Source organism: Rhodococcus sp. Leaf278 (assembly GCF_001426085.1).
Lineage (GTDB): Bacteria > Actinomycetota > Actinomycetes > Mycobacteriales > Mycobacteriaceae > Rhodococcoides.
The window spans coordinates 62,246-86,304 of sequence record NZ_LMRR01000002.1; the positions used below are offsets into that span (position 1 = coordinate 62,246).

23 protein-coding genes and 1 riboswitch are annotated in these 24,059 nt (G+C 64.1%); of the genes, 8 read left to right on the forward strand and 15 right to left on the reverse strand.

The annotated features are described in order from the left end of the window. Positions 1–4 precede the first annotated feature (4 nt). On the reverse strand, positions 5–1,036 hold the full coding sequence (locus ASG84_RS03075; protein WP_057475587.1) for a LacI family DNA-binding transcriptional regulator: 1,032 nt from the start codon (positions 1,034–1,036) through the stop codon (positions 5–7). Positions 1,037–1,113: 77 nt separating this feature from the next. Here ASG84_RS03075 and ASG84_RS03080 point away from each other — a divergent pair, with 77 nt between their 5' ends. From ASG84_RS03080 to ASG84_RS03095, 4 genes are read left to right on the forward strand one after another with little or no spacing between them, the layout of a single operon-like run. After that, positions 1,114–1,911 (forward strand): SDR family oxidoreductase, encoded by a 798-nt coding sequence (locus ASG84_RS03080; protein ID WP_057475588.1) that lies wholly within the window; start codon positions 1,114–1,116, stop codon positions 1,909–1,911. Then, positions 1,911–2,918 carry a Gfo/Idh/MocA family protein gene (locus ASG84_RS03085; RefSeq protein WP_057475589.1) on the forward strand — a complete coding sequence of 336 codons (1,008 nt, stop codon included), beginning with the start codon at positions 1,911–1,913 and terminating at the stop codon, positions 2,916–2,918. Before ASG84_RS03080 ends, ASG84_RS03085 begins: the two co-directional genes overlap by 1 nt. After that, positions 2,915–3,805, forward strand: a complete 891-nt coding sequence (locus ASG84_RS03090; RefSeq protein WP_057475590.1) for a sugar phosphate isomerase/epimerase family protein — start codon at positions 2,915–2,917, stop codon at positions 3,803–3,805. Before ASG84_RS03085 ends, ASG84_RS03090 begins: the two co-directional genes overlap by 4 nt. Next, positions 3,802–4,794 carry a Gfo/Idh/MocA family protein gene (locus tag ASG84_RS03095; RefSeq protein WP_057475591.1) on the forward strand — a complete coding sequence of 331 codons (993 nt, stop codon included), beginning with the start codon at positions 3,802–3,804 and terminating at the stop codon, positions 4,792–4,794. The genes ASG84_RS03090 and ASG84_RS03095 overlap by 4 nt, the downstream gene beginning before the upstream one ends. Here the strand turns inward: ASG84_RS03095 and ASG84_RS03100 are convergent. The 4 genes from ASG84_RS03100 to ASG84_RS03115 all read right to left on the reverse strand — a co-directional run bounded on the left by ASG84_RS03100 (position 4,778) and on the right by ASG84_RS03115 (position 8,992). Continuing rightward, positions 4,778–5,983 carry an acyl-CoA dehydrogenase family protein gene (locus ASG84_RS03100; protein WP_057475592.1) on the reverse strand — a complete coding sequence of 402 codons (1,206 nt, stop codon included), beginning with the start codon at positions 5,981–5,983 and terminating at the stop codon, positions 4,778–4,780. The genes ASG84_RS03095 and ASG84_RS03100 overlap by 17 nt on opposite strands. Before the next feature lie 97 nt (positions 5,984–6,080). Then, positions 6,081–6,863: an ATP-binding cassette domain-containing protein gene (locus ASG84_RS03105; protein WP_057475593.1), complete on the reverse strand. Its 783-nt coding sequence runs from the start codon at positions 6,861–6,863 to the stop codon at positions 6,081–6,083. A 3-nt stretch (positions 6,864–6,866) separates the two neighbouring features. Next, on the reverse strand, positions 6,867–7,925 hold the full coding sequence (locus ASG84_RS03110) for an ABC transporter permease (protein WP_057475594.1): 1,059 nt from the start codon (positions 7,923–7,925) through the stop codon (positions 6,867–6,869). 29 nt (positions 7,926–7,954) lie between these two features. Next, on the reverse strand, positions 7,955–8,992 hold the full coding sequence (locus ASG84_RS03115; protein WP_082520754.1) for a sugar ABC transporter substrate-binding protein: 1,038 nt from the start codon (positions 8,990–8,992) through the stop codon (positions 7,955–7,957). Between the two features lie 256 nt (positions 8,993–9,248). On the opposite strand from ASG84_RS03115, the gene ASG84_RS03120 reads away from it, so the two are divergent. Further along, positions 9,249–10,562: a D-alanyl-D-alanine carboxypeptidase family protein gene (locus ASG84_RS03120; protein ID WP_057475595.1), complete on the forward strand. Its 1,314-nt coding sequence runs from the start codon at positions 9,249–9,251 to the stop codon at positions 10,560–10,562. A 33-nt stretch (positions 10,563–10,595) separates the two neighbouring features. Here the strand turns inward: ASG84_RS03120 and yhjD are convergent, their stop codons facing one another. From yhjD to ASG84_RS03165, 9 genes are all read right to left on the reverse strand, one after another. Next, positions 10,596–11,615, reverse strand: coding sequence for an inner membrane protein YhjD (gene yhjD / locus ASG84_RS03125; protein WP_057475596.1), 1,020 nt, complete (start codon positions 11,613–11,615; stop codon positions 10,596–10,598). Positions 11,616–11,699: 84 nt separating this feature from the next. Further along, positions 11,700–12,740: a tryptophan--tRNA ligase gene (gene trpS / locus ASG84_RS03130; RefSeq protein ID WP_057475597.1), complete on the reverse strand. Its 1,041-nt coding sequence runs from the start codon at positions 12,738–12,740 to the stop codon at positions 11,700–11,702. Between the two features lie 41 nt (positions 12,741–12,781). Beyond that, positions 12,782–13,588: an exodeoxyribonuclease III gene (locus tag ASG84_RS03135; protein WP_082520772.1), complete on the reverse strand. Its 807-nt coding sequence runs from the start codon at positions 13,586–13,588 to the stop codon at positions 12,782–12,784. A 71-nt stretch (positions 13,589–13,659) separates the two neighbouring features. Then, positions 13,660–14,562: a membrane protein insertase YidC gene (yidC, locus tag ASG84_RS03140; protein ID WP_057475598.1), complete on the reverse strand. Its 903-nt coding sequence runs from the start codon at positions 14,560–14,562 to the stop codon at positions 13,660–13,662. A gap of 64 nt (positions 14,563–14,626) precedes the next feature. Beyond that, on the reverse strand, positions 14,627–14,971 hold the full coding sequence (locus tag ASG84_RS26815) for a DUF6412 domain-containing protein (protein ID WP_235581514.1): 345 nt from the start codon (positions 14,969–14,971) through the stop codon (positions 14,627–14,629). 61 nt (positions 14,972–15,032) lie between these two features. Next, positions 15,033–15,317 (reverse strand): DUF6412 domain-containing protein, encoded by a 285-nt coding sequence (locus ASG84_RS03150; protein ID WP_057475600.1) that lies wholly within the window; start codon positions 15,315–15,317, stop codon positions 15,033–15,035. Between the two features lie 39 nt (positions 15,318–15,356). Continuing rightward, positions 15,357–16,787 carry a DUF4153 domain-containing protein gene (locus ASG84_RS03155; protein WP_057475601.1) on the reverse strand — a complete coding sequence of 477 codons (1,431 nt, stop codon included), beginning with the start codon at positions 16,785–16,787 and terminating at the stop codon, positions 15,357–15,359. An 88-nt stretch (positions 16,788–16,875) separates the two neighbouring features. Then, entirely contained in the window at positions 16,876–17,847 is a 972-nt protein-coding gene (locus ASG84_RS03160) for a HAMP domain-containing sensor histidine kinase (protein ID WP_082520774.1), read from the reverse strand. After that, positions 17,847–18,521: a response regulator transcription factor gene (locus tag ASG84_RS03165; RefSeq protein WP_057475603.1), complete on the reverse strand. Its 675-nt coding sequence runs from the start codon at positions 18,519–18,521 to the stop codon at positions 17,847–17,849. Before ASG84_RS03165 ends, ASG84_RS03160 begins: the two co-directional genes overlap by 1 nt. A 165-nt stretch (positions 18,522–18,686) precedes the next feature. Between ASG84_RS03165 and ASG84_RS03170 the strand changes: the two genes are divergently transcribed. Continuing rightward, positions 18,687–19,742, forward strand: coding sequence for an ABC transporter substrate-binding protein (locus ASG84_RS03170; RefSeq protein WP_156399363.1), 1,056 nt, complete (start codon positions 18,687–18,689; stop codon positions 19,740–19,742). Positions 19,743–19,756: 14 nt separating this feature from the next. Here the strand turns inward: ASG84_RS03170 and ASG84_RS03175 are convergent, their stop codons facing one another. Further along, a complete protein-coding gene (locus ASG84_RS03175; RefSeq protein WP_057475786.1) occupies positions 19,757–20,899 on the reverse strand; it encodes an MFS transporter in 1,143 nt (380 codons plus the stop codon). A 351-nt stretch (positions 20,900–21,250) separates the two neighbouring features. Beyond that, positions 21,251–21,373, forward strand: a riboswitch (SAM riboswitch). Between the two features lie 172 nt (positions 21,374–21,545). Here ASG84_RS03175 and ASG84_RS03180 point away from each other — a divergent pair. Both ASG84_RS03180 and metX read left to right on the forward strand, forming a co-directional pair. Then, positions 21,546–22,895 (forward strand): bifunctional o-acetylhomoserine/o-acetylserine sulfhydrylase, encoded by a 1,350-nt coding sequence (locus tag ASG84_RS03180; protein ID WP_082520755.1) that lies wholly within the window; start codon positions 21,546–21,548, stop codon positions 22,893–22,895. Next, positions 22,892–24,037 (forward strand): homoserine O-acetyltransferase MetX, encoded by a 1,146-nt coding sequence (gene metX / locus ASG84_RS03185; RefSeq protein WP_057475605.1) that lies wholly within the window; start codon positions 22,892–22,894, stop codon positions 24,035–24,037. Before ASG84_RS03180 ends, metX begins: the two co-directional genes overlap by 4 nt. The last annotated feature ends 22 nt before the right edge of the window (positions 24,038–24,059 follow it).

Sequence of the window (24,059 nt, forward strand, 5' to 3'; positions counted from 1 at the left end):
CAGGTCACCCGTTGTTGTAGCGGGTCAGAACATGGATCCGCGAGGCCTCGTTGACCACGCCGTCCAGTGCGCCCCGTGCCTGCATGATCATTCGGCAGGCCAACCGTGCGTCGGCACGTAGCTCGTGATGCAGAACTGCGGACACCGCCCCGGACCGCAGCAGCACCCGATTGTCCTCGTCGAGGTCGTGGCCGATGAACACCCGGCACCTGCGCCCTGCGGCCTCGAATGCTCTGACGATCGCGGTGTTCCCGCCCCCGATCGAGTAGACGGCTTCGATCGCCGGATTCCGGCCGAGAGCCTCCCGGACGAGGGTCTCGACGGTCGCGTCCAGGCCGTCGGTACCGGCGAGCTCGACGACGGTACGGCCGACTCCCGCACCCCGCTCTGCAGCCAGGGTGCGCAGAGTCGTTCGGAATCCCATCTCGCGTTCCTCTTCGCCACGAAAGGTATTGCTGCTCAGGGTGATCAACACGTCCCGATCCACGTCCCCGAGCCACTGATCGACCAGAAACGCGGCGGTGGCACCTGCCGCGCGATTGTCGATGCCCACGTACCCGAGGCGATTCGAGGCCGGTACGTCGGTCACGTATGTCACCACCGGGGCACCGGTGCCGACCACTGCGTCGATTGCCTGAGCGACGTCGGGATCGTCCGGGGCCTTGAGTATGACTCCGTGAGTGCCACGGGCGACGAGCTTCTCGAGGGTCTCGACCATCGCAGGTACCGATTCGGTATCTCGGAAGTGGAACCTGCATCGGACGAGCGCAGGCGAGAGCATCGGCAGTTCGGCCTCGATCGCCGCACGGTATTCGGCCGAGAATCGTGGCGGCGTCTGCATCACGACGTCGAACAGAAACTTGCGACCGTTCAGGCGAAGTTGCGATCGCTGCTTGTCCAGGTCTGTGATCGCCTGCTGCACTTCGGCTCTGGTGTCCTGCCGCACCCCCGGCCTGTCGTGCAGAACACGATCGACGGTGGCTTCGCTGAGACCGGCCTGCTGCGCGATCTCACGGACCTTGAATCGATGCCTCATACCGACCTCGTTTCCTGATGCCTTTTTGAGGGGTTTCGACGGTTGATCATAACCTCATCGGCCGCAACACTGAACGCATGAATTCCTACCTGTCCGGTACACCCCTTCTCGAGAACTGCGTCGTTCTCGTCAGTGGAGGAACCCAAGGCGTCGGTGCGGGCGTCGTACGAGCCGCTGTTCGAGAGGGAGCTGTAGTCGCATTCACCGGCCGACGCGTCGGCGTCGGTTCGGCGTTGCAGGACGAGTTGAACGCCGCCGGCCACACCGCCCACTTCATCGAGGCCGACGTCTCGGATCCCGACTCCGCTCGACGATCGGTCGAGCGCACGGTGGACAAGTTCGGACGAATAGACGCGCTGTGCAATGCCGCCGGGCTCACCACCCGGGGCACGCTGGTGGACACCACTCCGGAGTTGTTCGATCAGCACATCGGCGTCAATCTGCGAGGCCCCTTCTTCACGATGCAGGCTGCAGTACAGAACATGCTCTCGCGCAGTGCAGCCGGGACCATCGTCAACATCATCTCGATTGCCGAGCACGGCGGCCAATCCTTCCTCGCCCCCTACGTCGCGGCCAAAGCAGGACTGGCCGGTCTGACGAAGAACGCGGCCTACGCGCACCGGTGGGATCGCATCCGTATCAACGGGCTGAACATCGGCTGGACCGAAACCGAGGGCGAGACCGAGATACAGAAGCGCTTCCACGGTGGTGACGACGACTGGGCCGCCACCGCGAACAACAGTGTTCCCATGGGCACGCTCGGCCAGGTGGACGAGATTGCCGACTTCGTCGTCCTACTGCTCTCCTCGCGCAGCGGAGTAGTCACCGGTTCCGTCATCGACTGGGATCAAACGGTCATCGGAGGGCAGGACTGATGGGATCGCGAATCGGTGTCATCGGACTCGGACGTATCGGCGCATTCCACGTCGACACGCTGAGCACACTCGACGGCGTGGACAGCCTCGTCGTCACAGACGAGCGTCGGGAAGTGACCGAGGCAGTGGCGCAGAAATCGGGTGCCACAGCGGCCACGTCCGCGGCCGAGATGATCGCGTCGGGGGTCGACGGAATCGTCGTCGCCGCGGCAACGTCAGCGCACGCGGGGCTGGTTCTGGCGTGTGTCGATGCCGGGATACCGGTGTTCTGCGAGAAGCCCATTGCATTCACCGCGGCCGAGAGTCTCGCTGTGGTGCAGCGAATCTCGGGTGGCTCCGTGCCGGTTCAGATCGGATACAACCGCCGATTCGATCCCGCCTTCGTCGCCGCCAAGGCCGCTGTGGTCTCGGGCGAGCTCGGCCGGCTGCACACCGTCCGCTCGACCACCCTCGATCCTGCTCCCCCGCCGATGTCGTACATCGCCACCTCCGGCGGAATCTTTCGAGACTGCAGTGTGCACGATTTCGATATCGTTCGATGGGTGGTCGGACACGAGGTCGTCGAAGTCTACGCGGCCGGGTCCAACCAGGGCGATCCCGAGTTCTCCGCAGTCGGCGACGTCGATACCGCAACCACCACGATCACTTTCGAGAACGGCACGCTCGGCGTCGTATCCAACACTCGATACAACGGACGCGGTTACGACTGCCGCCTCGAGGTCCACGGAAGCGACGACACCGTCGTGGCCGGATGGGACCAGCAGTTACCGGTGCGCAACCTCGAGGCACGTGCAACTTTCCCCGATTCCACACCGCACAGCTTCTTCATGGACCGCTTCGAGTCGGCCTACCGGGCCGAACTGTCTGCCTTCCTCCGCGTCGCCACCGGGGACATCCCCTCACCGTGCACGGCGAGCGACGCCCTCGAAGTCGCATGGATCGCCGAGGCCGCAACACTGTCCCTACAACAGCACCGACCGGTGCGGATCGACGAGGTACGTCCATGACCGCCATTCGTATTGCCGGAGCACCTATCTCGTGGGGAGTGTGCGAGGTTCCCGGCTGGGGCTACCAAATCCCGTCGGACCGCGTGCTGACCGAGATGCGCGGCGCGGGACTGACGGCCACGGAGGTGGGACCGGAGGGATTCCTCCCTGCCGAGCCCGCCGAACTCGCACACACTCTCCAACGTCACGGCCTCACATCCGTGGGCGGGTTCGCGCCGGTGCTGCTGCACGAGCGAGATCACGACCCGGTTCCAGGCATCGGGCCTCTGCTCGACGCGTTCGTCGCGAGCCACGCCGAGGTTCTCGTGCTCGCCGCTGCCACCGGCAGTGACGGTTACGACTCACGACCCGTCCTGAACGCCGATCAATGGACGACGTTGCTGCTCAACCTCGATCGGCTGCGTGCTGCCGCCGACAGCCGAGGCATCCGTGCCGTCCTGCATCCACACGTGGGCACCATGATCGAAAAACGCGACGAAGTGTTCCGAGTGCTCGATGGATCGAGCATCCCGCTGTGTCTCGATACCGGCCACCTACTCATCGGCGGGACCGATCCGGTGGAACTGGTGACCGTCGCGTCCGAACGCATCACCCACGCCCACCTCAAGGACGTATCTCTGCCACTGGCCGCTCAGGTGCAATCGGGTGAGCTCACCTACACCGAGGCGGTGGCTCGCGGCATGTACACACCGCTCGGCACCGGCGATGTCGACATCTCCTCGGTCGTGAATCAGCTGCTCGACGCCGGTTTCGAGGGCTGGTTCGTACTGGAACAGGACACGATCCTGGCCGAGGAGCCGTCCGGCGAAGGGCCGGTTCGCGATGTCGTGGCAAGTGTCGAGTTCTTGCGAAATATCGTGCGGTTGCGTGCGGGGGCACGCTCGTGAGCGCACTGCGTATCGGCATACTGGGTGCGTCCCGGATCGCCGAACAGGCGCTGGTCGAACCGGCTCACATTCTCGGCCACCGACTGGTTGCGTGCGCAGCGCGCGACCGCACACGAGCGGAAAGCTTCGCCGAAAGACACGGAGTGGAGCGGGTTCTCGACTCCTACCAGCACGTCCTCGACGATCCGGAGGTCGACGTCGTCTACAACCCGCTCGCCAATGCGATGCACGGACCGTGGAATCTCGCGTCGGTCCGAGCCGGGAAACCGGTACTCACCGAGAAGCCTTCCGCTAGCACTGCATCCGAGGCCGAGCTGGTTGTGGAAGCAGCGTCTCGAGCCGGAGTCCCGGTGATGGAGGGATTCCACTACATGTTCCACCCGGTCACCGAGCGCCTGCAGCAGTTGGCGAGTGACGGAACCCTGGGCGACCTACTTCGCATCGAGACGATCACCCATATGCCTGCCCCGGCCGATGACGACCCCAGATGGCGGCCCGACTTGGCCGGCGGTGCCCTGATGGACCTCGGGTGCTACGGCCTGCATGTGCAACGGCTGTTCGGATCTATGGCCGGTGGCCGGCCGAGCGTCACCGCAGCCCGACTCACCCCACATCCGTCCGGAGTGGACGCCGCCTTCGACGTCGATCTGGCTTTCCCCGGCGGTGTCACGGGAAGTGTCACTGGCTCCATGGCCGCACCGGCGTACGATTTCCGAATCAAGATTACCGGCACACGCGGAGAAGCGTTGGCGCACAACTTCATCAAGCCGAACGAGGACGATCGCGTGACGACGATCGTGAACGGCGACCGCAGAACCGAGCACCTCGGTAGACGCTCGTCCTACACCTACCAGCTCGAGGCCTTTGCGAACCACGTCCTGCACGGCGCTTCGATACCGTTGGATGCCCATGACGCAGTGCTGAACATGGAGATGATCGACCGGGTCGTCGAAGTGGCGTCACGTACCGACATCACACGAACGCGCTGAAGCCCGTCACACCGCGGCCGACGATCAGGTTGTTGATCTGCGCTGTGCCCTCGTACGAGTACAGCGCCTCGGCGTCGGCGAAGAACCTGATGACATCATGCTCGATCAGAATTCCGTTGCCTCCCATTATTTCTCGCGCCCAACTCACCACCTCGCGCAGCCGCGTCGTACAAAACGTCTTCGCGAGCGCGGCATGCTCGTCATAGTGGATGCCGTTGTCCTGCAATTGAGAGACGCGAATCGCCATGCCCAGCGAGGCTGTGATGTTCGCCGTCATACGAGCGATCAGATCGGAGATCAGCTGAAACGACGCGATCGGTGATCCGAACTGCTCGCGTTCACGTGCATACGCGACGGCTCGCTCGTAGGCACCCATCATGACGCCCACAGCCTGGAAGGCCACTCCTCCGCGGGTCAACCGAAGCACCTTGGCGGTATCGGCGAACGAGTTGGCGTCGGCGAGCTTGTTGGCGACCGGAACTCGGCAGTTCTCGAGATGGATGTCGGCGTTCTCGACCGCGCGGAGGGAGTACTTGCCCTCGATCTTCTCGGCCCTGAATCCTTCGAAGTGCTTTTCGACCACGAAGCCTTTGACCTCGCCGTCGGCCTCGTCCTTGGCGAAGACGATGGTCAGGTCAGCGAAGGTGGCATTGCCGATCCAGCGCTTACTGCCGTTGAGGATCCAGTGGTCGCCCTCGAGTCGGGCCGTGGTTTCCAGCCCGCCGGCGACGTCGGACCCGCCGTGTGGTTCGGACAGACCGAACGCGCCGATCGTCTCCATTCGGCGCATGGCAGGTAACCACCGCTCGCGCTGCTCCTCGGAGCCGAGAATCGAGATACTGCTCATTGCCAGCGAACTGTGCACGCTGAACATCGTTCCCGTCGACGGGTCGATTCGCGCGAACTCCATCTCTAGCCATCCGGTGAGCAGCTTGCGGGAGGCCTTTCGATCGTCGAACTCGTAACCGAGACCAGCAATCTCGAGCTCGGCGATCATCGGCAACAGATGTACCGGCGAGCTCGCCTGCTCCCAGAATTCATTCGCCCGCGGCGCGACCTCCTCCTGCAGGAACCGACGTGTGCGCAGCACCACCTCGATCTCGGCGTCGTCGAGCGTCCCCTGATATCCGTAGAAATCGGACTCGAGAAAATCGGGCGACAGCGGTCCGAGGGGCTCGTGCTCGCTCATGGTCGGCTCCTTCGTCCGGCACCTGCCATCAGGTGCCCTTGTTCCTCTTCTACCCGCCGAGCCCACTTCTCACGCATGCGACCCGCCTGCACCACTGTCAGCGACGCAGTTCGTGGGTAAGGGTCGCCAGTTCGTCGCCACCCGCCATCTGCTCGGTGAGGTCATCGAGCGAGATGTCGTCGTACGCACAGTCGAGCGTCTGGCGGCCACGGTTGAGTAGAACGAAGTGGTTTCCGACCAGGTACGCGTGGTGTGGATTGTGGGTGATGAACACGACCCCGAAGCCTTGCTCCCGGGCCGCAGAAACGTAACGCAGAACCATGCCCGACTGCTTGACGCCCAAGGCGGCCGTCGGCTCGTCGAGAATGAGCACGCGCGCTCCGAAGAAGATGGCGCGAGCGATGGCCACGCACTGTCGCTGTCCACCGGAGAGGGAGCCGATGGGGGCATCGACGTCGGGCAGATCGATGCCGATCTTGCGGAGCTCGTCGACGGTCGTCGCGCGCATGGCCTGGATGTCGAGTGATTTCAGGACCTTTCCACGACGCAACTCCTGGCCGAGGAAGAAGTTGCGCCACACCGGCATCTGGGATACGACCGCCAGGTCCTGATAGACGGTGGCAATCCCCTTGTCCAGGGCGTCTTTCGGCGAGCCGAAGGTCGTAGCTTCGCCGTCGACGAGCAACTGACCCTCGGACTGCTGATGGAGGCCGGCCATGATCTTGATCAAGGTGGACTTTCCTGCGCCGTTGTCACCCAGAACGCATGTGACTGCACCGGAACCGACGCGCAGATCGATTCCCTGCAGCGCAGTGACGTTGCCGTAACTCTTGCCCACGTTCCGAAGTTCGATGACGGGCGCATTCGCGGAGGAAATCATGAATCACCTTTTCGCCGCGAAGTTGCGGAAGGAGTTGTTGGCGATGACTGCGAACAGCAGCATCGCGCCGAGGAAGAACTTGAACCAGTCGGGGTTCCACCCGGCGTAGACGATGCCCTGGTTGGTCATGCCGAAGATGAACGCGCCGATGAATGCGCCGATGGCTGTGCCGTATCCGCCCGTGAGCAAACAGCCGCCGATGACTGCCGCGATGATGTACAGGAACTCGTTGCCGACTCCCTGACCGGACTGCACCGTATCGAAGGCGAACAGCAGATGCATGCCGACGAACCAGGCGCAGAAGCCGACGAACATGAACAAGCCGATCTTGACCCTCGTGACCGGCACCCCGACGGCTCGCGCTGATTCCTGATTCCCGCCGACGGCAAAGATCCAGTTGCCGGTGCGCGTTCGCATCAAGACCCAGGTCGCCGCCAGCGTCAACACGATCCACCACACGACAGTGACGCGGATGGACACCCCGAACACCGAGAACGACGACGAGAACACGGCCTTGGCCGAATCGAACCCTTCCATGTCCGAGATCGACGGCGTCGCAACCTGTCCGGTCACCAGCTTGGTGACGGCCAGATTGATGCCGGTGAGCATGAGGAATGACGCCAAGGTGATCAGGAACGACGGAATTTTGGTTCGCATCACCAGATAGCCGTTGAACACGCCGACCGACAGTGCCAAGAGCAGCGCCAACGCCGAGCCGGCCCACACGTTCAGATGCAAGTTGTAGGCGAGCATCGACGCCATGATGGACGAGAAGGTCACTGCCACACCGGTCGACAGGTCGAATTCTCCGCCGATCATCAGCAGGGAGACACCGATCGCCATGATGCCGATGGTCGAGGACGCGTACAGCACGGTCGCCAGTGCCTCGGGCGACCGAAACGGTGGTGCCACGATGCAGAAGAAGACGAAGATGGCGACCGCACCGAACAGGGCACCCACCTCCGGTCGAATCAAGAACCGCTGCAACGGTTTACGTCTCTTGACCCGCTCGTCTGCTGCGACGTCGTGTTCGGTCGCAGCCGGATCGGCCTGTGTGGGCATGATGTTCCTTCCGCGCCGAGGCGATGCACTCAGCGTGTGCCGTTACGGGCGTACTCGGCGACCGCATCGATATTGGTCGGGTCGATGAACGCGGGCCCGGTCAGTACCGGGGTGCCTCCGCCGATGGTGTTGCCGTTGTTGAGGTAGAGCCACAGCGAGTCGATTGCCAGGTAGCCCTGCAGGTACGGCTGCTGGTCGATGGCCCACGCGACGTCGCCGGCCTCGATCGCATCGACGAGCGCGGCGTTGGTGTCGAACGTGACGATCGTGGCGTCGCTCCCCGCATTGTTCTTGGACTGCACCGCAGTCAGAGCAATCGGAGCGGCCAGCGCGATGATGTGGTCGATGGTCGGGTCCTGCTGCAGCTTTGCGGTGATGGTCGACTCGACGGACGGCAGGTCCTTGCTGTTGACGTTGAGGATCTCGGTGGTACCACCGAAGCCCTGCGTCACGCCGGAACATCGCGCCTCGAGCGACACTGCACCCTGCTCATGGACGATGCACAGGGTCTTGCGAGCACCGTCGGTGGTGAGGCGAGCCCCAGCAGCCCGTCCGGCGATGGTCTCGTCCTGACCGAAGTACTGCTGGACTCCCATATCCTTCCAGGAGTCGTAGCCGGAATTGAACGCGACCACCGGAATGCCTGCGGCGGTGGCTGTCTCGACTGCCGGGGCCATCGCGTCGGGCTTGGCCAGTGTGACCGCGATGCCATCGACCTTCGAGTCGATCGCACTCTGCACGAGGTTGGCCTGATTGGGCGCTTCGGGATCTGCGGAGTAGCGCAGTTCGATGTTGTCCTTGGCCGCCGCAGCCTCGGCTCCCTTACGCACGAGATCCCAGAACGTGTCACCGGGCACTTCGTGTGTGATCATCGCTATCGTCGCGGTCGGCGTGTCGGCAACGCCCGCATTGTTTCCGTCGTCGGACGATCGCGGCGCACCGCCGGTGCTCGAGCAGGCAGCGAGGGTCAGTGCGGCGGTAACAGCCAGTACAACCGCACTCGGCCTGCGGCCCGGCCGGTTCCGAGTCGGTGTGGGCTCACCGTCGAGCCTCTGTCGAAACGTCATTGCACTTCCTCTCGGACGACCGAACGATCCTGGCCCGGCCGGTCCGGTCACTACCTGGAAAACGAAATATACGGAGCACAGTCGCACCTCGTTTGTCGGGACGGGCATCGACGTTGCCCGCAATATCGTCTCATCTGCCTCACGGGGCTGGTCCGTCCCGGTACCACGACGTCTCTGCGAACCCATGGGGTAGGTGTCGGTCAGCCAGCGCGAGTCGCCGCGTCGACGAGCCACCCAGCGCCTATGGTGATTCGCGATGAAAAGGATCAGAAGTGTGCTGGCCGTGTCGGCGATATCGATGGCTCTCGTCGGTATCGGTGCCGGCCCGGCCATGGCGCAGCCTGTCGCCGAGCCGGCGGTTCCGACGACGACAACACCGCCGTTCACGACGCCGGACACAGACAGCTGCCCGTACGCCGCGTCACCTCCCCCGGCGATCGACCTATCCGAGGTACCGGCCCCTGGAAGCACTGCCCCGCAACCACTCCCGATCCCCGCTGAGGCCGTCGGCGGCGAACGCCTCGCCGAGTGCGGAGCCGTGGTGCCGGACGGCGCTCCCCCGCTACCCGCAGACATTTCGGCCACCGGGTTCGTGGTGGCGGACATGGACTCGGGTGCGGTTCTTGCGGCCAAGGATCCACACGGACGGTACCGACCCGCCAGCACGATCAAGATCTTGCTGGCCCTCGTCGCACTGGACGAGTTGAATTTGAGCACCCAGATCACCGCAACCGCCGAAGATGCCGAAGCCGAGGGCAGCGCCGTCGGCATCGGCAAGAACGGCGTCTACACCAACTTGCAGCTGATGCAAGGATTGGTGATGGCATCGGGAAACGATGCGGCGCGAGCATTGTCGACCCAACTCGGCGGGGACGCGGCCACTGTCGACAAGATGAATGCCAAGGCCGCAGAGCTGGGCGCACTCGACACGCGTACCGCGACGCCGTCCGGTCTCGACGGCCCCGGGATGGCCAGCTCCGCGTACGATCTGGCCCTGATCTTCCGTGCCGCAATGCAGAATTCCACTTTCGCGCAACTGATTTCGACGCCGATGGTGCAGTTTCCGGGCTACCCGAAAGATCCTGCGATCCCGGAGGATCAGGACCGACCCGGCTTCGCACTCTCCAACGACAATCAGCTGCTCTACAACTACGAAGGTGCTCTGGGCGGCAAGACCGGGTACACCGACGACGCCCGCCAGACGTTCGTCGCCGGGGCCGAACGCAATGGTCGACGCCTCGTGGTGACCATCATGAAGGGCGATGTGCTGCCGATACGTCCGTGGGAGCAGGCGGCACGACTGCTGGACTACGGGTTTGCCCTCGGCCCGAACAGCACTGTCGGGAATCTCGTCGAACCGCAGTCGGTATCGGCGGTGACGAGTACCCGTGCGAGCGAGGCGACGCCGACTCTGGCCCAGCCGCCCGCGACGGCATCGGGGTCCAGTTCCCGCCAGTCCGAGATGCAGGCCCAGGGTGACACTGTGGTCCGCATCGCAATCGGTGTCATCGGTGCGATCGTGGTGATCGGGCTGCTCTGGGGCGCTCGACGGCTCTCGCGCAACCGGTGATCGGACTCTTAGGTCGTCCGCCGTCGCGAGGTATCAGCGGCGTCGGTTGCGCAGTCCCGCGACTCCGACCGCGGCGAGAACACCCGCACCCACCAACGCCAGCCCGCCGGTTACACCCGGCCCGTCGCTGACCTCGACCCTGGTGTTGATCACGGCGGGTTCCGGTGCCGGAACGTGGGCTTCTGCGAGGCTTTCGCGAGTGGTCGCGGCGAACGACGTGGAGAACAGCACCAGCCGTGAAGTCGTGAACACGAACACCAACAGACCGATGATGGGTCCGAATACGACGCCTGCGGGACCGCTGGTCACCGACGCCAGATAGAGGGCACCGAGTTGCTTGAAGATCTCGAACCCGATTGCGGCCAGCAGTGCACCCTTGGCGGCGCTGCGCCACGACACCGGTTCGCGCGGCAAGCGTGAGATCACCCAGGTGAACAGTGCCCACGTGCCCGCCAAGGCGAGGAGCACCGAAAATATGCGCAGTGCAACTCCCACGCCCGGTACGGAGTCGAGATTCGCCCACTCGAGGATGCTGCGCATGACGCCGCCACCGGCCAGAGCCGAGAGGCCCAGCGAAAGAACCAATGCGGTTCCGAGTCCGAGCAACGCCGCGAAGTCCTTGGCCTTCGTCGCCAGAAAGCCACCCTGCTCGTGCTGGCTTTCCCACATGGCGGTCAGCGCTTCTCGAAGGTTGGCGATCCACCCGAGACCGGCGTACAGCGCACCGAGCAGGCCGATGACACCGACACTCGCGCGTGACTCGATGGCCGACTGAATCAGGTCGTTGATGGTCTCACCGAAAGTGCCCGGCACGTTCTCGGCGATCTGAGACTGGATCTCGGCAAGCCAGTCGGGCTGATTCACCAGTACGAAGCCGGCGATCGCAAACGCGACCATCAGCAGCGGAAACAATGCCAGCACACTGAAGTACGTCATACCGGCCGCGTAGTAGTCACCCTTCTGACCTTGATAACGCTGCGCTGCAACGACAGTGTGGTCCAGCCAGGGCCACCGGGCTCGCCGATCGTCGAGCATGGCCTTGAAATCGGGCATCGCGCTCACCTTTTCGCTGTCGTCGGCCGCTGTCGAAGAGTGTCGCCGCATCGCTGCGCTGCGAAACCCGGTGTGTGGTAAATGCTATGCGCCGGGGGGCAAGAAACCCACTCGGTCGTAGACCTGAGCCAGCGTTCGACTCGCCACTTCTCTGGCGCGGTCGGCCCCCGCCGAGAGGATGCGATCCAACTCGGCGACGTCGGCCATGAACCCGTCCATCCGCTCACGTAGCGGAACTACGAACTCGGTGAGGACATCAGCGGTGTCGGATTTGAGGTCGCCGTAGCCTTTTCCGGCATATCCGGTCACGAGATCGTCGATGCTCGTACCCGACAGTGCAGACTGAATGACCAGCAGATTACTGACCCCGGCCTTGTTCTCGGTATCGAACACGATGTCGCGCTCGTTGTCGGTCACCGCCGAGCGAATCTTCTTCGCCGATACCTTCGGATCGTCGAGAATATTGACGATGCCCGCCGGATTGGAAGAGGACTTGCTCATCTTCGCGGTGGGATCTTGCAGATCGAATATCTTCGCGGTGCCCTTGATGATGTGTGCGTCGGGCACAACGAACGTCTTCTTGAACCGGGTGTTGAATCGCTGCGCCAGATCACGGGTCAACTCCAGATGCTGACGCTGATCCTCACCCACCGGAACCAGGTTGGGTCGGTAGAGCAGGATGTCTGCGGCCTGCAGAATCGGATAGGTGAACAGCCCCACGCTGGTGTGATCGCGGCCCTGCTTGGCCGATTTGTCCTTGAACTGCGTCATCCGCGCCGCTTCGCCGAACCCTGTGATGCAGTTGAGAACCCACGCCAACTGCGCATGCTCGGGCACCTGACTCTGTACGAACAAGGTCGATTTCTCGGGGTCGATACCCACTGCGAGCAACTGCGCCGCAGCGACTCTGGTGCGCCGACGCAGTTCCTTGGGATCCTGCGGAACGGTGATGGCGTGCAGATCAGGAACGAAGTAGAACGCGTCGAACTCGTCCTGCAACTCCACCCAGTTCCGCACCGCACCCAGGTAGTTGCCGAGATGGAACGAATCGGCAGTCGGTTGGATGCCGGAGAGCACCCGCCGACGCGGACCCTGCGGAGTATCGATGGAGTCGGGAGAAGACATGGTGCAATCTTTTCACGGCGCGATCGACACCTGGATCTTGCCTAGCGGTAGCGCACCGTCACCGGAGCGTGGTCCGACCATCGCTGGTCGTAGGCCTCGGCGCGCTCGGTGATTGCTTCCTTGGCGCGCTCGGCGAGGTCACTCGTTGCCAGCTGGTAGTCGATCCGCCAACCGGCGTCGTTGTCGAATGCCTTCCCTCGGTACGACCACCAGCTGTACGGCCCCTCGACGTCCGGGTGCAGCGCCCGGACGACATCGGTCCACGGGGCCTTCTCGGCAAGCAGCTTCGACACCCACTCACGTTCCTCCGGCAAGAACCCCGAGTTCTTCCGGTTCGTCTTCCAGGCCTTCAGATCGGCCTCGGTGTGGGCGATGTTCCAGTCGCCGCAGACCACCACGTCCCGGTCGGCGGACTTCGCGGCCTTGGCCGACGTGCTCAGGTACTTCGCGAACGCGCTCATGAAGCGTTCTTTTTCGTCCTGACGGTCGGTACCCACCTCGCCCGACGGCAGATACAGGCTCGCCACGGTGACATCTCCGTAATCACCTTCGATGTAGCGGCCGGCATCGGCGAACTCGACAGCGCCGATGCCGACGCGAATGGCATCGGGTGCCGCCTTCGACAGCAACGCCACACCGTTCCGACCCTTCGCCGACGGTTCGGCCGACGCAAGGTGCCACCCCGCATCGAGGGCCGGTGCCAGCGCCTTGGTCAGTTCTCCGTCGTTGGCCCGAGTCTCCTGCAGGCAGATGACGTCGGCATCGGTGGTCTCCAGCCACGGCAGCATTCCCTTGCGAACAGCAGCGCGTATTCCGTTGACGTTGACTGTGGAAATTGTGATCGGCACGCCGACGACCGTAGCGGAGACCGCCGACAGACGGCAGTTCGCCGTCCGTCGGCGGTATTTCCGCAGACCAGTCATCGACGCCGAGGTTTGGCCCCCGGCTTCGGAGCGGTGACCGTCGACGTCACCTCCGGCACCACCACCGGCTCACGATCGATGCGCCGGTAGACGACGTGCTGTTGGACGTAGGTCCAGATGTTGTTGCTCATGAAGTACAGAAGCACCGCGACCGGTAGAAACGAGCCGCCGACCAGCACCCCGGCCGGAAACACCCAGAGCGTGAGCTTGTTCATGATCGCCGTCTGCGGGTTCACAGCCGCCGTCGCGTCCTGACGGGCGATCGACGCCCGGGAATTCAGATGCGTCGCGATCGCAGCGACGATCATCAACGGCACCGCAACGAACGCGATACTCCACACGGACGGCACTCCCCCGAACGGACCGAACGCTTCGAGAACCTCCTGAGAGCTGCTGACAGCAGCCGAGATCGGGGCACCGAAGAGCCGTGCGTCGAGAAAGGACTGCACATCGCCGGCGCTGAAGACGTAGTTCGCGGTGTTCGCATTCTCCTGCGCCGTCATACCGAGATGACCGAATCCGGTACCGGTTCGATTGAACGAGCGCAGCACGTGAAGCAAGCCGATGAACACAGGGGCCTGCGCCAGCAGTGGCAGACATCCCATGAGGGGGTTGAATCCGTGTTCCTGCTGCAGCTTCCGGGTTTCGGTGGCCTGCCGGGCCCGGTCCCCGGAGTGCTTCTTCCGGATGGCCTCGAGCTGGGGCTTCAGCTGCTTCATGAGGAGCTGAGAACGAATTTGGCTGACGAACGGCTTGATCAACACCGCTCGCAGAGTGAAGACGAGAAAGATCACCGCCAATGCCCAGGCGAAGCCGTTGTCGGGTCCGAGCACGAAGCCGAAGACTCGGTGCCAGAACCAGAGGACTGCGGAGACGGGATAGTAGACGAAATCGAGCATGGTGGAGCACCTCACTGTGAGAGAAAGTCGGTCGGAAGGCGTCTCGACCGGATCTCGCAGTGACTCAGCAGAATACGAGCCACCGGTCCGGTCGAAAGACCGAACCGGGCGCTCTCGGCATGGGGCGGCCGGGAGTATCGGGGTGCTCCTGCCTACGGAAGGATCCTCGAAGACGTCGGCCGTCCGCAGCTCCGGCGCACGTCGACCGTGGTGCGACCGCCCCAGGATCGACCGGCGCGCCGAAGGTCAGCAGCGATGCCGCCACCACTGCACCGAACATCGCAATCTGGGCGGCAGGTTGAGCGTCGACAACTGTGAGGACAACAAGCAGGACGGCGATGACGCCGACGAGTGTGGTCGCGTGGCGTCGAACATCCAGGCGACATGGGTGTGATCGAGATACGAGCATCGTCGGTTCCTCGAGCAGGCTTCGCGGACAACGGGTTGCGAAGTCGTGGGGGAACTCGAAACTAGAGTGCCCCCACCAGGGCGCCGGGTGCTCGTGGCTGTGGACGGCCCGGAGCATCCGGGCGATGCTGACGGCGGAACGCACCTCGTAGGTGACGTTCCTCGGCGGTGGGTCCGACGTTCGACAACCGGCGAAGGAGGGTCAGAACATCGACACGGCGTGTGAGCAGCATCGAGACCGCTAGTGCCGCAACGAGAACGAGTGCCAGGTCCACCGGCGTGGCCGGCGTCGTCAGCAGCAGCGACAGAAGAAGCAGCGAGGTGACGACGAAGCTCTGGTACTTCATCCCCCACCTCCCTGGCGTGCCGCTGATCCGAGTCGTTACTCAGGGTACAGATACCGACGGGTCTGTGCACAGGTGCCACGTATCACCGGTTAACACGGGGCCCCTGGCCTGTACGCACGGACGGATGTAATCCGGAAGTCGATCGAGCTCCGCGTCGGCGTCGGACGACAACCCACCCAGATAGAACGAGTCGATGCGGCCGGTCTGCTCGAATCGCTCCACGTTGTGGCGCGCGATGTACGCATCGGGATTCAGGGCCGCCAATGCGAGCACAGTGAGCACCGCCCCGACGCCCACCGCTCGTGGAATCCAGCGACCCGACATCCGCACGCCGGCCGCGAGCAGGAGCACGAACACCGATCCCAGCCACCACTCGACGGCCGTGACGAACAATCTGAGAGTGGTGTACCCGTACTGCGCCTCGTACAACGACATTCGATGCAGCGCCGACGCCACGATCACCATCGACAGGACACACAGCGCGCCCAACAGCACACGCAACGCAATTCGGTCGCGTTGAGCGAGGCGCTCGGCCTTGGTCACGGTGACCGCGATGACGAGCAACGTCAGCACCGTCACCGCGAGCAACTGCCAGAAGCCCTGCCGCGCGTACTCGGCGTTGGTCAGACCCTCGGTAGTCAGAACGTGCCCCTGGCCGCCGAACAGCGTCGGCACCTGGAATCCGACGAACACGATGAACAGCGCGTCCACCGCCCCCAGGGGAACCATCCACTCCCACAACCGCAGTGTTCTACGCGACGACGGTGCGAGGCAGTCGAACCGAGGCGGATGCAGTGCGACGTATGCCACGGCCAGCGCACCTGCTGCGGTGAATACGAAGACGAGGGTGCGTCCGACGATCGATGCGGCATCGAACTCGGGCGTCACCGCGCCCAGTGCATCCGCGAAACGCCTGTCGGCCGCACCGAACAACGCCGCGAACACGACGCAGAGCGCCACAGTCACGACGGCCACCATGCCGATCCGCACCGGGCGAGGCCCCTGCAGATCGATCGAACCGGCTCCGCGTCGGGTCCACCGCGCCACCCGCACCGGCAGAAAGAACGGCAGAACACCGACGAGCGCAATTCCCGTCCAGGTCCAGGCGCGGGAGAGCACCACCACCCCGACCACGATGGCAAGCGTCGTCGACATCGTCACGATCCATTCGGCCGCTCGGAGGGCGGACACGCTGGCCAACGCCAGTACCCCTGCCACGCCCGCCCATTCCCACCGCGACAGCCTGCCGCTGCGCACTGCGAGCACCACGCCCACGAAGGCCAGGGCAGTGATCGCCACACCGAACATGATGTCCACCAACGTCACTGCCCCGATCAGGCCGGCGAGAGTCGACCCGAGGAGTGCCGCGCGAGGAGGCTGCGAATACCGCAGCACCGGCCAGGTGCGCGGCCCCCAGGGAAAGCGCCCGTGCTTCGTACTCTGATGAATCGGAATGTCGATCGTGCTCATGGCTCGTCCCTTTTCTGTGTTTCGGGCATGGGAGGTCGGCGGCTGCAGTCCGGAGACGAGCAGTCGCGGTTCGGATGGATCGAGAAAGTCAGTGCTCGGGGATGGCCACTCTGATATGGCAGCCGAATTCGCTGTCGAGAACTTCGATGGTTCCACCGTGCAGTTCCGTGGCCCAGCGGGCGATGCCGAGGCCGAGACCTGTTCCGCCGTCGGTGGATCCGCCGCGGGTGAATCGATCGAACACCGTACTGCGGTCGGCCGGCGCGATGCCTGGGCCTTGATCGATGACGTCGAAGGCATACGCTCCTTCGATTCGATGGGCCCGCAGCGTCACAGTGCTCGAATGGGGGGAATGCCGCACCGCGTTGTCGACGAGGTTGGTGATCACCTGTGTCATACGGGAGCGGTCGGCCACGACGGTCGAATCACCGGGCGCGACGACGATCGACACTCGTTCTCGGTGAACGGAGATCGCATCATCGAGGAACTGCCGCACCGCGAACTCCTCTGGGGCAATGGTGAGGACACCGCCCTCCACTCGCGACAGGTCGAGCAGCTCGCTGACCAGATCGCCCAGTCTCTCGGTCTGGTGCAGTGCCACGGACAGCGTTGCGGGATTCGCGTCGGTCACCCCGTCGACCATGTTCTCCAACACCGCACGCAGGGCAGCGATGGGCGTCTTCAACTCGTGCGAGACGTTGCCGATCAGTTCCCGGCGATACTTCTCGGCGGCTTCCAGATCGTCTGCCATGGTGTTGAACGCGGTGGCCAGCTCTCCCACCTCGTCCCGCGACGTCGCCCGCACGCGTTTCGAGTAGTCGCCGCGCGCCATCGCCCTGGCTGCCGAGGTCATCTCGCGTAGCGGCGACGTCATTCCGTGAGCGACGAATTGTGTTGCGGCCAAGGAGACCACGAGCGCAGCGAGCAGGGTGTAGCGAAATTGCCAGCCCGCCCCGATCCAGAAGACGACACTCGCCAAGACCAACACCGTGCCTACGACGAACGAGACCTTGAGCTTGAACGAGCGCAAGGGATCCAACGGGCGCGGCAGCATGCGCATCATCGCGGCGACTCCACGGCATACCCGACACCGTGCACCGTTCGGATGAGATCGCCACCGAGCTTGCGGCGCAATGCTTTCACGTGAGAGTCGACGGTTCGGCTGCTCGCGGAATCGTCCCAGCCCCACAATTGCGACAGCAGAGTCTCTCGAGAGACAGCGGTCCGGGGACGGGCAGCGAGATAAGCCAGGATGTCGAATTCCGTTCTGGTCAAATGGATGTCGCCGGAGTCGTTGGACACCCGTCGTTCACGGTGATCGATCTGCAGGTCGCCGATTCGGACGGAGTGGGATTCGACGGTGGCCGATCGCTCGGCGCGCCGAATCAACGCGTGCACGCGAGCGACCAACTCCCGCATACTGAACGGCTTACCCAGATAGTCGTCCGCGCCGACACCGAGGCCGACGAGCATGTCGGTCTCGTCGGACTTGGCCGTCAGCATCAACACCGGCACCGGCCGGGACGCTTGAATTCGACGGCACACCTCGAGCCCGTCGTAACCGGGCAGCATCAGGTCGAGAACCACAAGGTCGGGATCGAATCGTGCACAGGCCTCGACCGCGGCGGGGCCATCGGCTGCGGTGACGACCTCGTACCCCTCGCCACGGAGTCGCGCCGCTACGGCGTCGGAGATCGTGGGCTCGTCGTCCACGACGAGAACTGTGCGGCTCATGAGAACTGACCCTAGAGGGCACACAAGGAGGAGCCCGTCGGGAAATGTGGAGGTTCAGTGAAGGTTCGGGTCCTACCGTCAAGTCGATTCCGTGCTCGGCCGCACAGAAGAATTAGGGTCGACTATCCTACTGTTTGTTAGCCAACCCTTCCGAAAGGCATGTCGATGCACACCCGACCATTCCGCACGACTCTGGCGGTGTTCGCGATAGCGCTGACCACCACGGGGCTCCTCAGCGCCTGCTCGAACTCGAATGACGAGCCGTCGCCTGCCGCGGGCACGGGCACGGGCTCCACGGCCGGCTCGTCCGCATTTCCGGTCACGATCGAGCACGCGTTCGGCGAGACCGTCGTTCCCGCGGGACCGACTCGCATCGTCGTGGCGGGGTACACCGAGCAGGACACCGTCCTGGCGCTCGGCGTCGTACCCGTCGGCGTCACCGAGTGGTACGGCGAACAGCCCTACGCAACGTGGCCGTGGGCCCAGGAAGCGCTCGGTGACGCGCAGCCCGAGGTTCTCTCGAACGACGATGGATTCGAGACAGAGAAGATCGCCGCACTCGAGCCCGATCTGATCATCGCCACCAATGCAGGCCTGACGGCGGACACGTACGACACTCTCAGCGACATCGCACCGACGCTCGCGCAGTCCGATGCGTCGACCGCCTACTTCGAGCCGTGGGACGTGCAGGCAGAGAAAATCGGACGCGCTCTGGGCCGGAAGACCGAGGTCGATGCATTGATCGACGGAGTGAACCAGAAGTTCGCGGACGCCGCTGCCGCCCACCCGGAATTCGCAGGCAAGAAAGCGATCTTCTTGCAGAACGCGTTCTACGAGGGCAAGGCGATTGCGTACCAGGACGGACTGAGCACCGACTTTCTCACCGAGCTAGGCTTCGCGATCCCCGACGACATCGACGCGTACGTTCCGGCCGACGGTAGCGCTCAAGCCAGTATTCCGCTGGAGAACCTGTCTGTACTCGACGTCGCCGACGTGTTGATCTGGGGAACCGAGGGGCCCGGCGACCGCGCGCAGTTGGAGAAAGAAGCGGTGTACAACGCGCTGGAGCCGGTGCAGGACGGCAATCTGGTCTTCACCGACGGGGTGACGGCCGGGGCGATCTATTTCACCAGCGTGCTGAGCCTGCCGTATGTGATCGACAAGCTGACCCCGGCGCTGACCGACGCACTCGACGGAACGGCAGCGACGATCACCGGCTGACAGAACCGGGCGGCCTACTTCGCGGCCGCGCGCTTGTCCATCCACATGGCGGTGGCCAGCACACCGAGACCGGCCACCGCCAGGCCCGAGCCGACGGCCGCGGGTGCCGTGTAGCCGAATCCGGCGGCGATCACGGCACCACCGACTGCGGCTCCGATGGCATTGGCCAGGTTGAATGCGGCGTGATTCAGCGACGCGGCCAGCGTCTGAGCGTCCTCGGCCACGTCCATCAATCTCGTTTGCAGCCCCGGAACCACCGAGGAGCCGGACGCGCCGATCAGGAACACCAGAAGCAGAGCGGTGACCGGATTGTGGGCCGCTGCCACGAACATCGCCAAGAACACTGCAGTTGCAGCCAGGCCGACGAAAGTGCCCTTGAGCTGGTATCGGTCGGCCAGCCAGCCGCCCGCGTAGTTGCCTGCAACCATCCCGAGTCCATAGATCATCAGGGCGACCGGAACGAGCGCGCGAGCAAGGCCGGCGACATCGGTCAGCGTCGACGCGATGTAGGTGTACACCGCGAACATGCCACCGAATCCGACGATGCCCACGAACAGGGTCATCCAGACCTGACTGCGGCGCAGCGCACCCAGCTCGGTGATGGGACTGGTGGTCGGCATGGCGTCGAGGCGCGGCATCCACACAGCGAGCGCGGCGACCGTGAGGGCACCGATGACCGCTACGAGAGCGAACGCACTGCGCCAACCCAGCGCCTGCCCGATCCAGGTTGCGACCGGTACGCCGACGACGTTGGCGACCGAAAGGCCCATCATCACCATCGCGACAGCTTTGGCCCGTTTACCCGGCTCGGCCAGGTGTGCAGCCACCAGCGCAGCCACTCCGAAGTACGCGCCGTGCGGCAGGCCGGCGACGAATCGCGAAGCGACGAGCTCGTTGAAGCTGGGTGCGAACACCGTGCCGATGTTGCCCAGGGTGAAGGCGACCATCAGCACCAGCAGCAACATCCGCCGGGGAACGCGCGCAGCCAGGGCAGCGATGGTGGGCGCGCCGACCACGACGCCCAGCGCGTAGGCAGAGATCATGTGACCCGCGGAAGGCTCGGAGATCCCCATCGTGGTGGCGATGTCCGGCAGCAAGCCCATCGACGCAAATTCCGTGGTGCCGATGCCGAAGCCGCCGATGGACAGGGCCAACATCGCGAGTTTGCGACGGGTCGAGTGCGGTCGATGACTGACACTCAGACCACTCGACACCCTGCCGCGCACAGCGCTGACTCGGGACAAAGCGGAATCGGTGACAGTCACAGCGGTACTACCTTCGTTTCGATCGGGTGAGTGAGCAACAAGAACGGCGGCCGGCCGAATCGATTCAGCACAGCACAACCGAGTAAGAGAACAGCCAGCCCGTTCATTGTCTTCCCTCGGGCAACTGGTTTTCGAGTCGCAGCGCGGTGATTGTCCTCACCCGAGCATCTGCTCGAGCCCCACCGGCCGACGCACCGAGCCCTTGTTTCTGTGCCATGTCCGCACCCGGTAACATCTTCGCCAGGTCATGAGTGCCAGCATCGAGCCCCGGCTTGCTGGCCGGCAACCCTCCAACCGCGGTGGGGTGCCCCGGGTGAACGACCAGGCCGATCCGGCACGCGAGTACCGGATCGACAAGCGCGGGTCCGCAGGCAGCGGACCCACTGAATCTTCGGCCTCCTGGGGCCGAGGCCTGTCAGGAGGTTCTCTCATGTGTTGCTGTACCGATACGCCCCGTAACGCTCGACTTTTCGAGCATCATTCGACATTCGATTCGTCGTAGACAGACTCGTCTCAAGAAAACGGAGTATCACCAGCCATGACCGATTCGACCCCCGACATCGTCGACGCCACCGGAGCACCCACCGAGGATCCGTTCACCGATCCGGCTGCCAACTGGAGCTTCGAGACCAAGCAGATTCACTCGGGCCAGACCCCGGACGGCGCTACCAACGCTCGCGCCTTGCCGATCTACCAGACCACCTCGTACACGTTCGACAACACCGATCACGCGGCCGCGTTGTTCGGTCTGGCGGAGCCGGGCAATATCTATACCCGCATCATCAACCCGACGCAGGACGTCGTCGAGCAGCGCATCGCCGCCCTCGAAGGTGGCGTCGCCGCGCTCTTGCTCGCATCGGGTCAGGCCGCCGAGACGTTCGCGATTCTCAACCTCGCGGAAGCAGGCGACCACATCGTCTCGAGCCCGCGGCTGTACGGCGGCACGTACAACCTCTTCCACTACACGCTCCCCAAGCTGGGCATCACCGTCTCGTTCGTCGACGATCCCGATGATCTCGAGCAGTGGCGTGCCGCGATCACGCCGTCGACCAAGGCGTTCTACGGCGAATCGATCTCCAACCCGAAGAACGACATTCTCGACATCCCCGGTATCTCGGCGGTAGCTCACGAGAACGGCATCCCGTTGATCGTGGACAACACGGTAGCGACGCCGTACCTGCTACAGCCCCTGAAGCACGGTGCCGACATCGTCGTGCACTCGGCGACCAAGTATCTGGGCGGGCACGGCACGGCCATCGCGGGCGTCATCGTCGACGGTGGCACCTTCGATTGGACCCAGGGCCGTCACCCCAACTTCACCACCGCGGACCCGAGCTACCACGGTGTGGTCTTCGCCGATCTCGGCGCGCCCGCGTTCGCATTGAAAGCACGCGTGCAGTTGCTGCGTGACATCGGTGCGGCGGTCTCACCGTTCAACGCCTTCCTCATCAGCCAAGGCATCGAGACGTTGAGCCTGCGAATCGAGCGGCATGTGGCGAACGCACAGAAGGTGGCCGAGTTCCTCGCCGGCCGCGACGACGTCGTCTCGATCAACTACGCCGGACTCGAATCGTCTCCGTGGTACCGACGCGGCCAGGAGTTGTTGCCCAAGGGGCAGGGTGCGATCGTCGCCTTCGAGTTGAAGGGCGGAGTGGACGCGGGCAAGAAGTTCGTCAACGCGCTCACACTGCACAGCCACGTCGCTAACATCGGAGACGTGCGCTCACTCGTCATTCATCCCGCGTCCACCACCCATTCCCAGCTGACTCCCGAAGAGCAGCTGGCATCGGGAGTGACACCCGGCCTGGTCCGCCTGGCCGTGGGTATCGAAGGAATCGACGACATCATCGCCGATCTCAAGGTCGGCTTCAGCGCGGCGGCATCTTGAGTCACAGCTGCGACACAGGCGTTCGTCCGGAGGCGGTTCTTCCGTCTCCGGACGGGCGGCTGGGCACCATAGACATCGGCGGTCTCGATCTCGAGAACGGCGCTCGTATTCCGCAGGTCACCGTCGCGGTGCAGCGATGGGGCGAACTCGCCACCGACCGCAGCAACGTTGTTCTCGTCGAACATGCCCTGACGGGCGATTCGCACGTGTCCGGCCCGCCGGACGCCGATCATGCTCTGCCCGGTTGGTGGAACGGAATGGTCGGGCCCGGGCGCCCTATCGACACCGACGAGTGGTGTGTGCTCGCAACCAACGTGCTCGGCGGGTGCGGCGGCACCACCGGGCCGAGCAGCTTGTCACCCGATGGCACACCGTACGGTTCGACGTTCCCCGAAATCTCCATCCGCGATCAGGTCGCGGCCGAGGCAGCCGTCGCCGACGCACTGGGCATCGACCGGTTCGCCGCTGTCGTCGGCGGCTCGATGGGCGGCATGCGGACCCTCGAATGGATCGTGAGTCGCCCCGATCGTGTGGCAGCTGCACTGGTTCTGGCAGTCGGAGCCCGCGCGACAGCTGATCAGATCGGCACGCAGACAACGCAGATCGCCGCTATCAAGGCGGATCCGGGGTGGCTCGGCGGCAACTACCACGCGACCGGAACATCTCCGACGGCCGGACTGGGCATCGCACGACGCATCGCACATCTGACGTATCGCACCGAGAGCGAACTCGACATTCGGTTCGGCAACTCTGCGCAGAACGACGAAGATCCGTGGGCCGGCGGTCGCTACTCGGTTCAGAGCTACCTCGAGCACCAGGCCGCCAAGCTGGTCAATCGGTTCGACGCGGCGACGTACGTTCTGCTCACCGAGGCGATGAACCGTCACGACGTCGGTCGTGGCCGCGGCGGTGTAGCCGAAGCTCTTGCGTCGGTACCGGTTCCGACCATCGTCGGCGGCGTCGATTCGGATCGTCTCTATCCACTGCGCTTGCAGAAGGAGATCGCTCGCGAACTCCCCCAGTGCCGCGGACTGGAAGTGATCCAATCCCGCGACGGGCACGACGGATTCCTCACCGAAGCCGATTCGGTGGCGAAGCTGCTCGCCGAGACGATGGAGCTCGCTCGCCTCGGACGCCGCTGACACTTCTGCGGCTCCGCAGCGG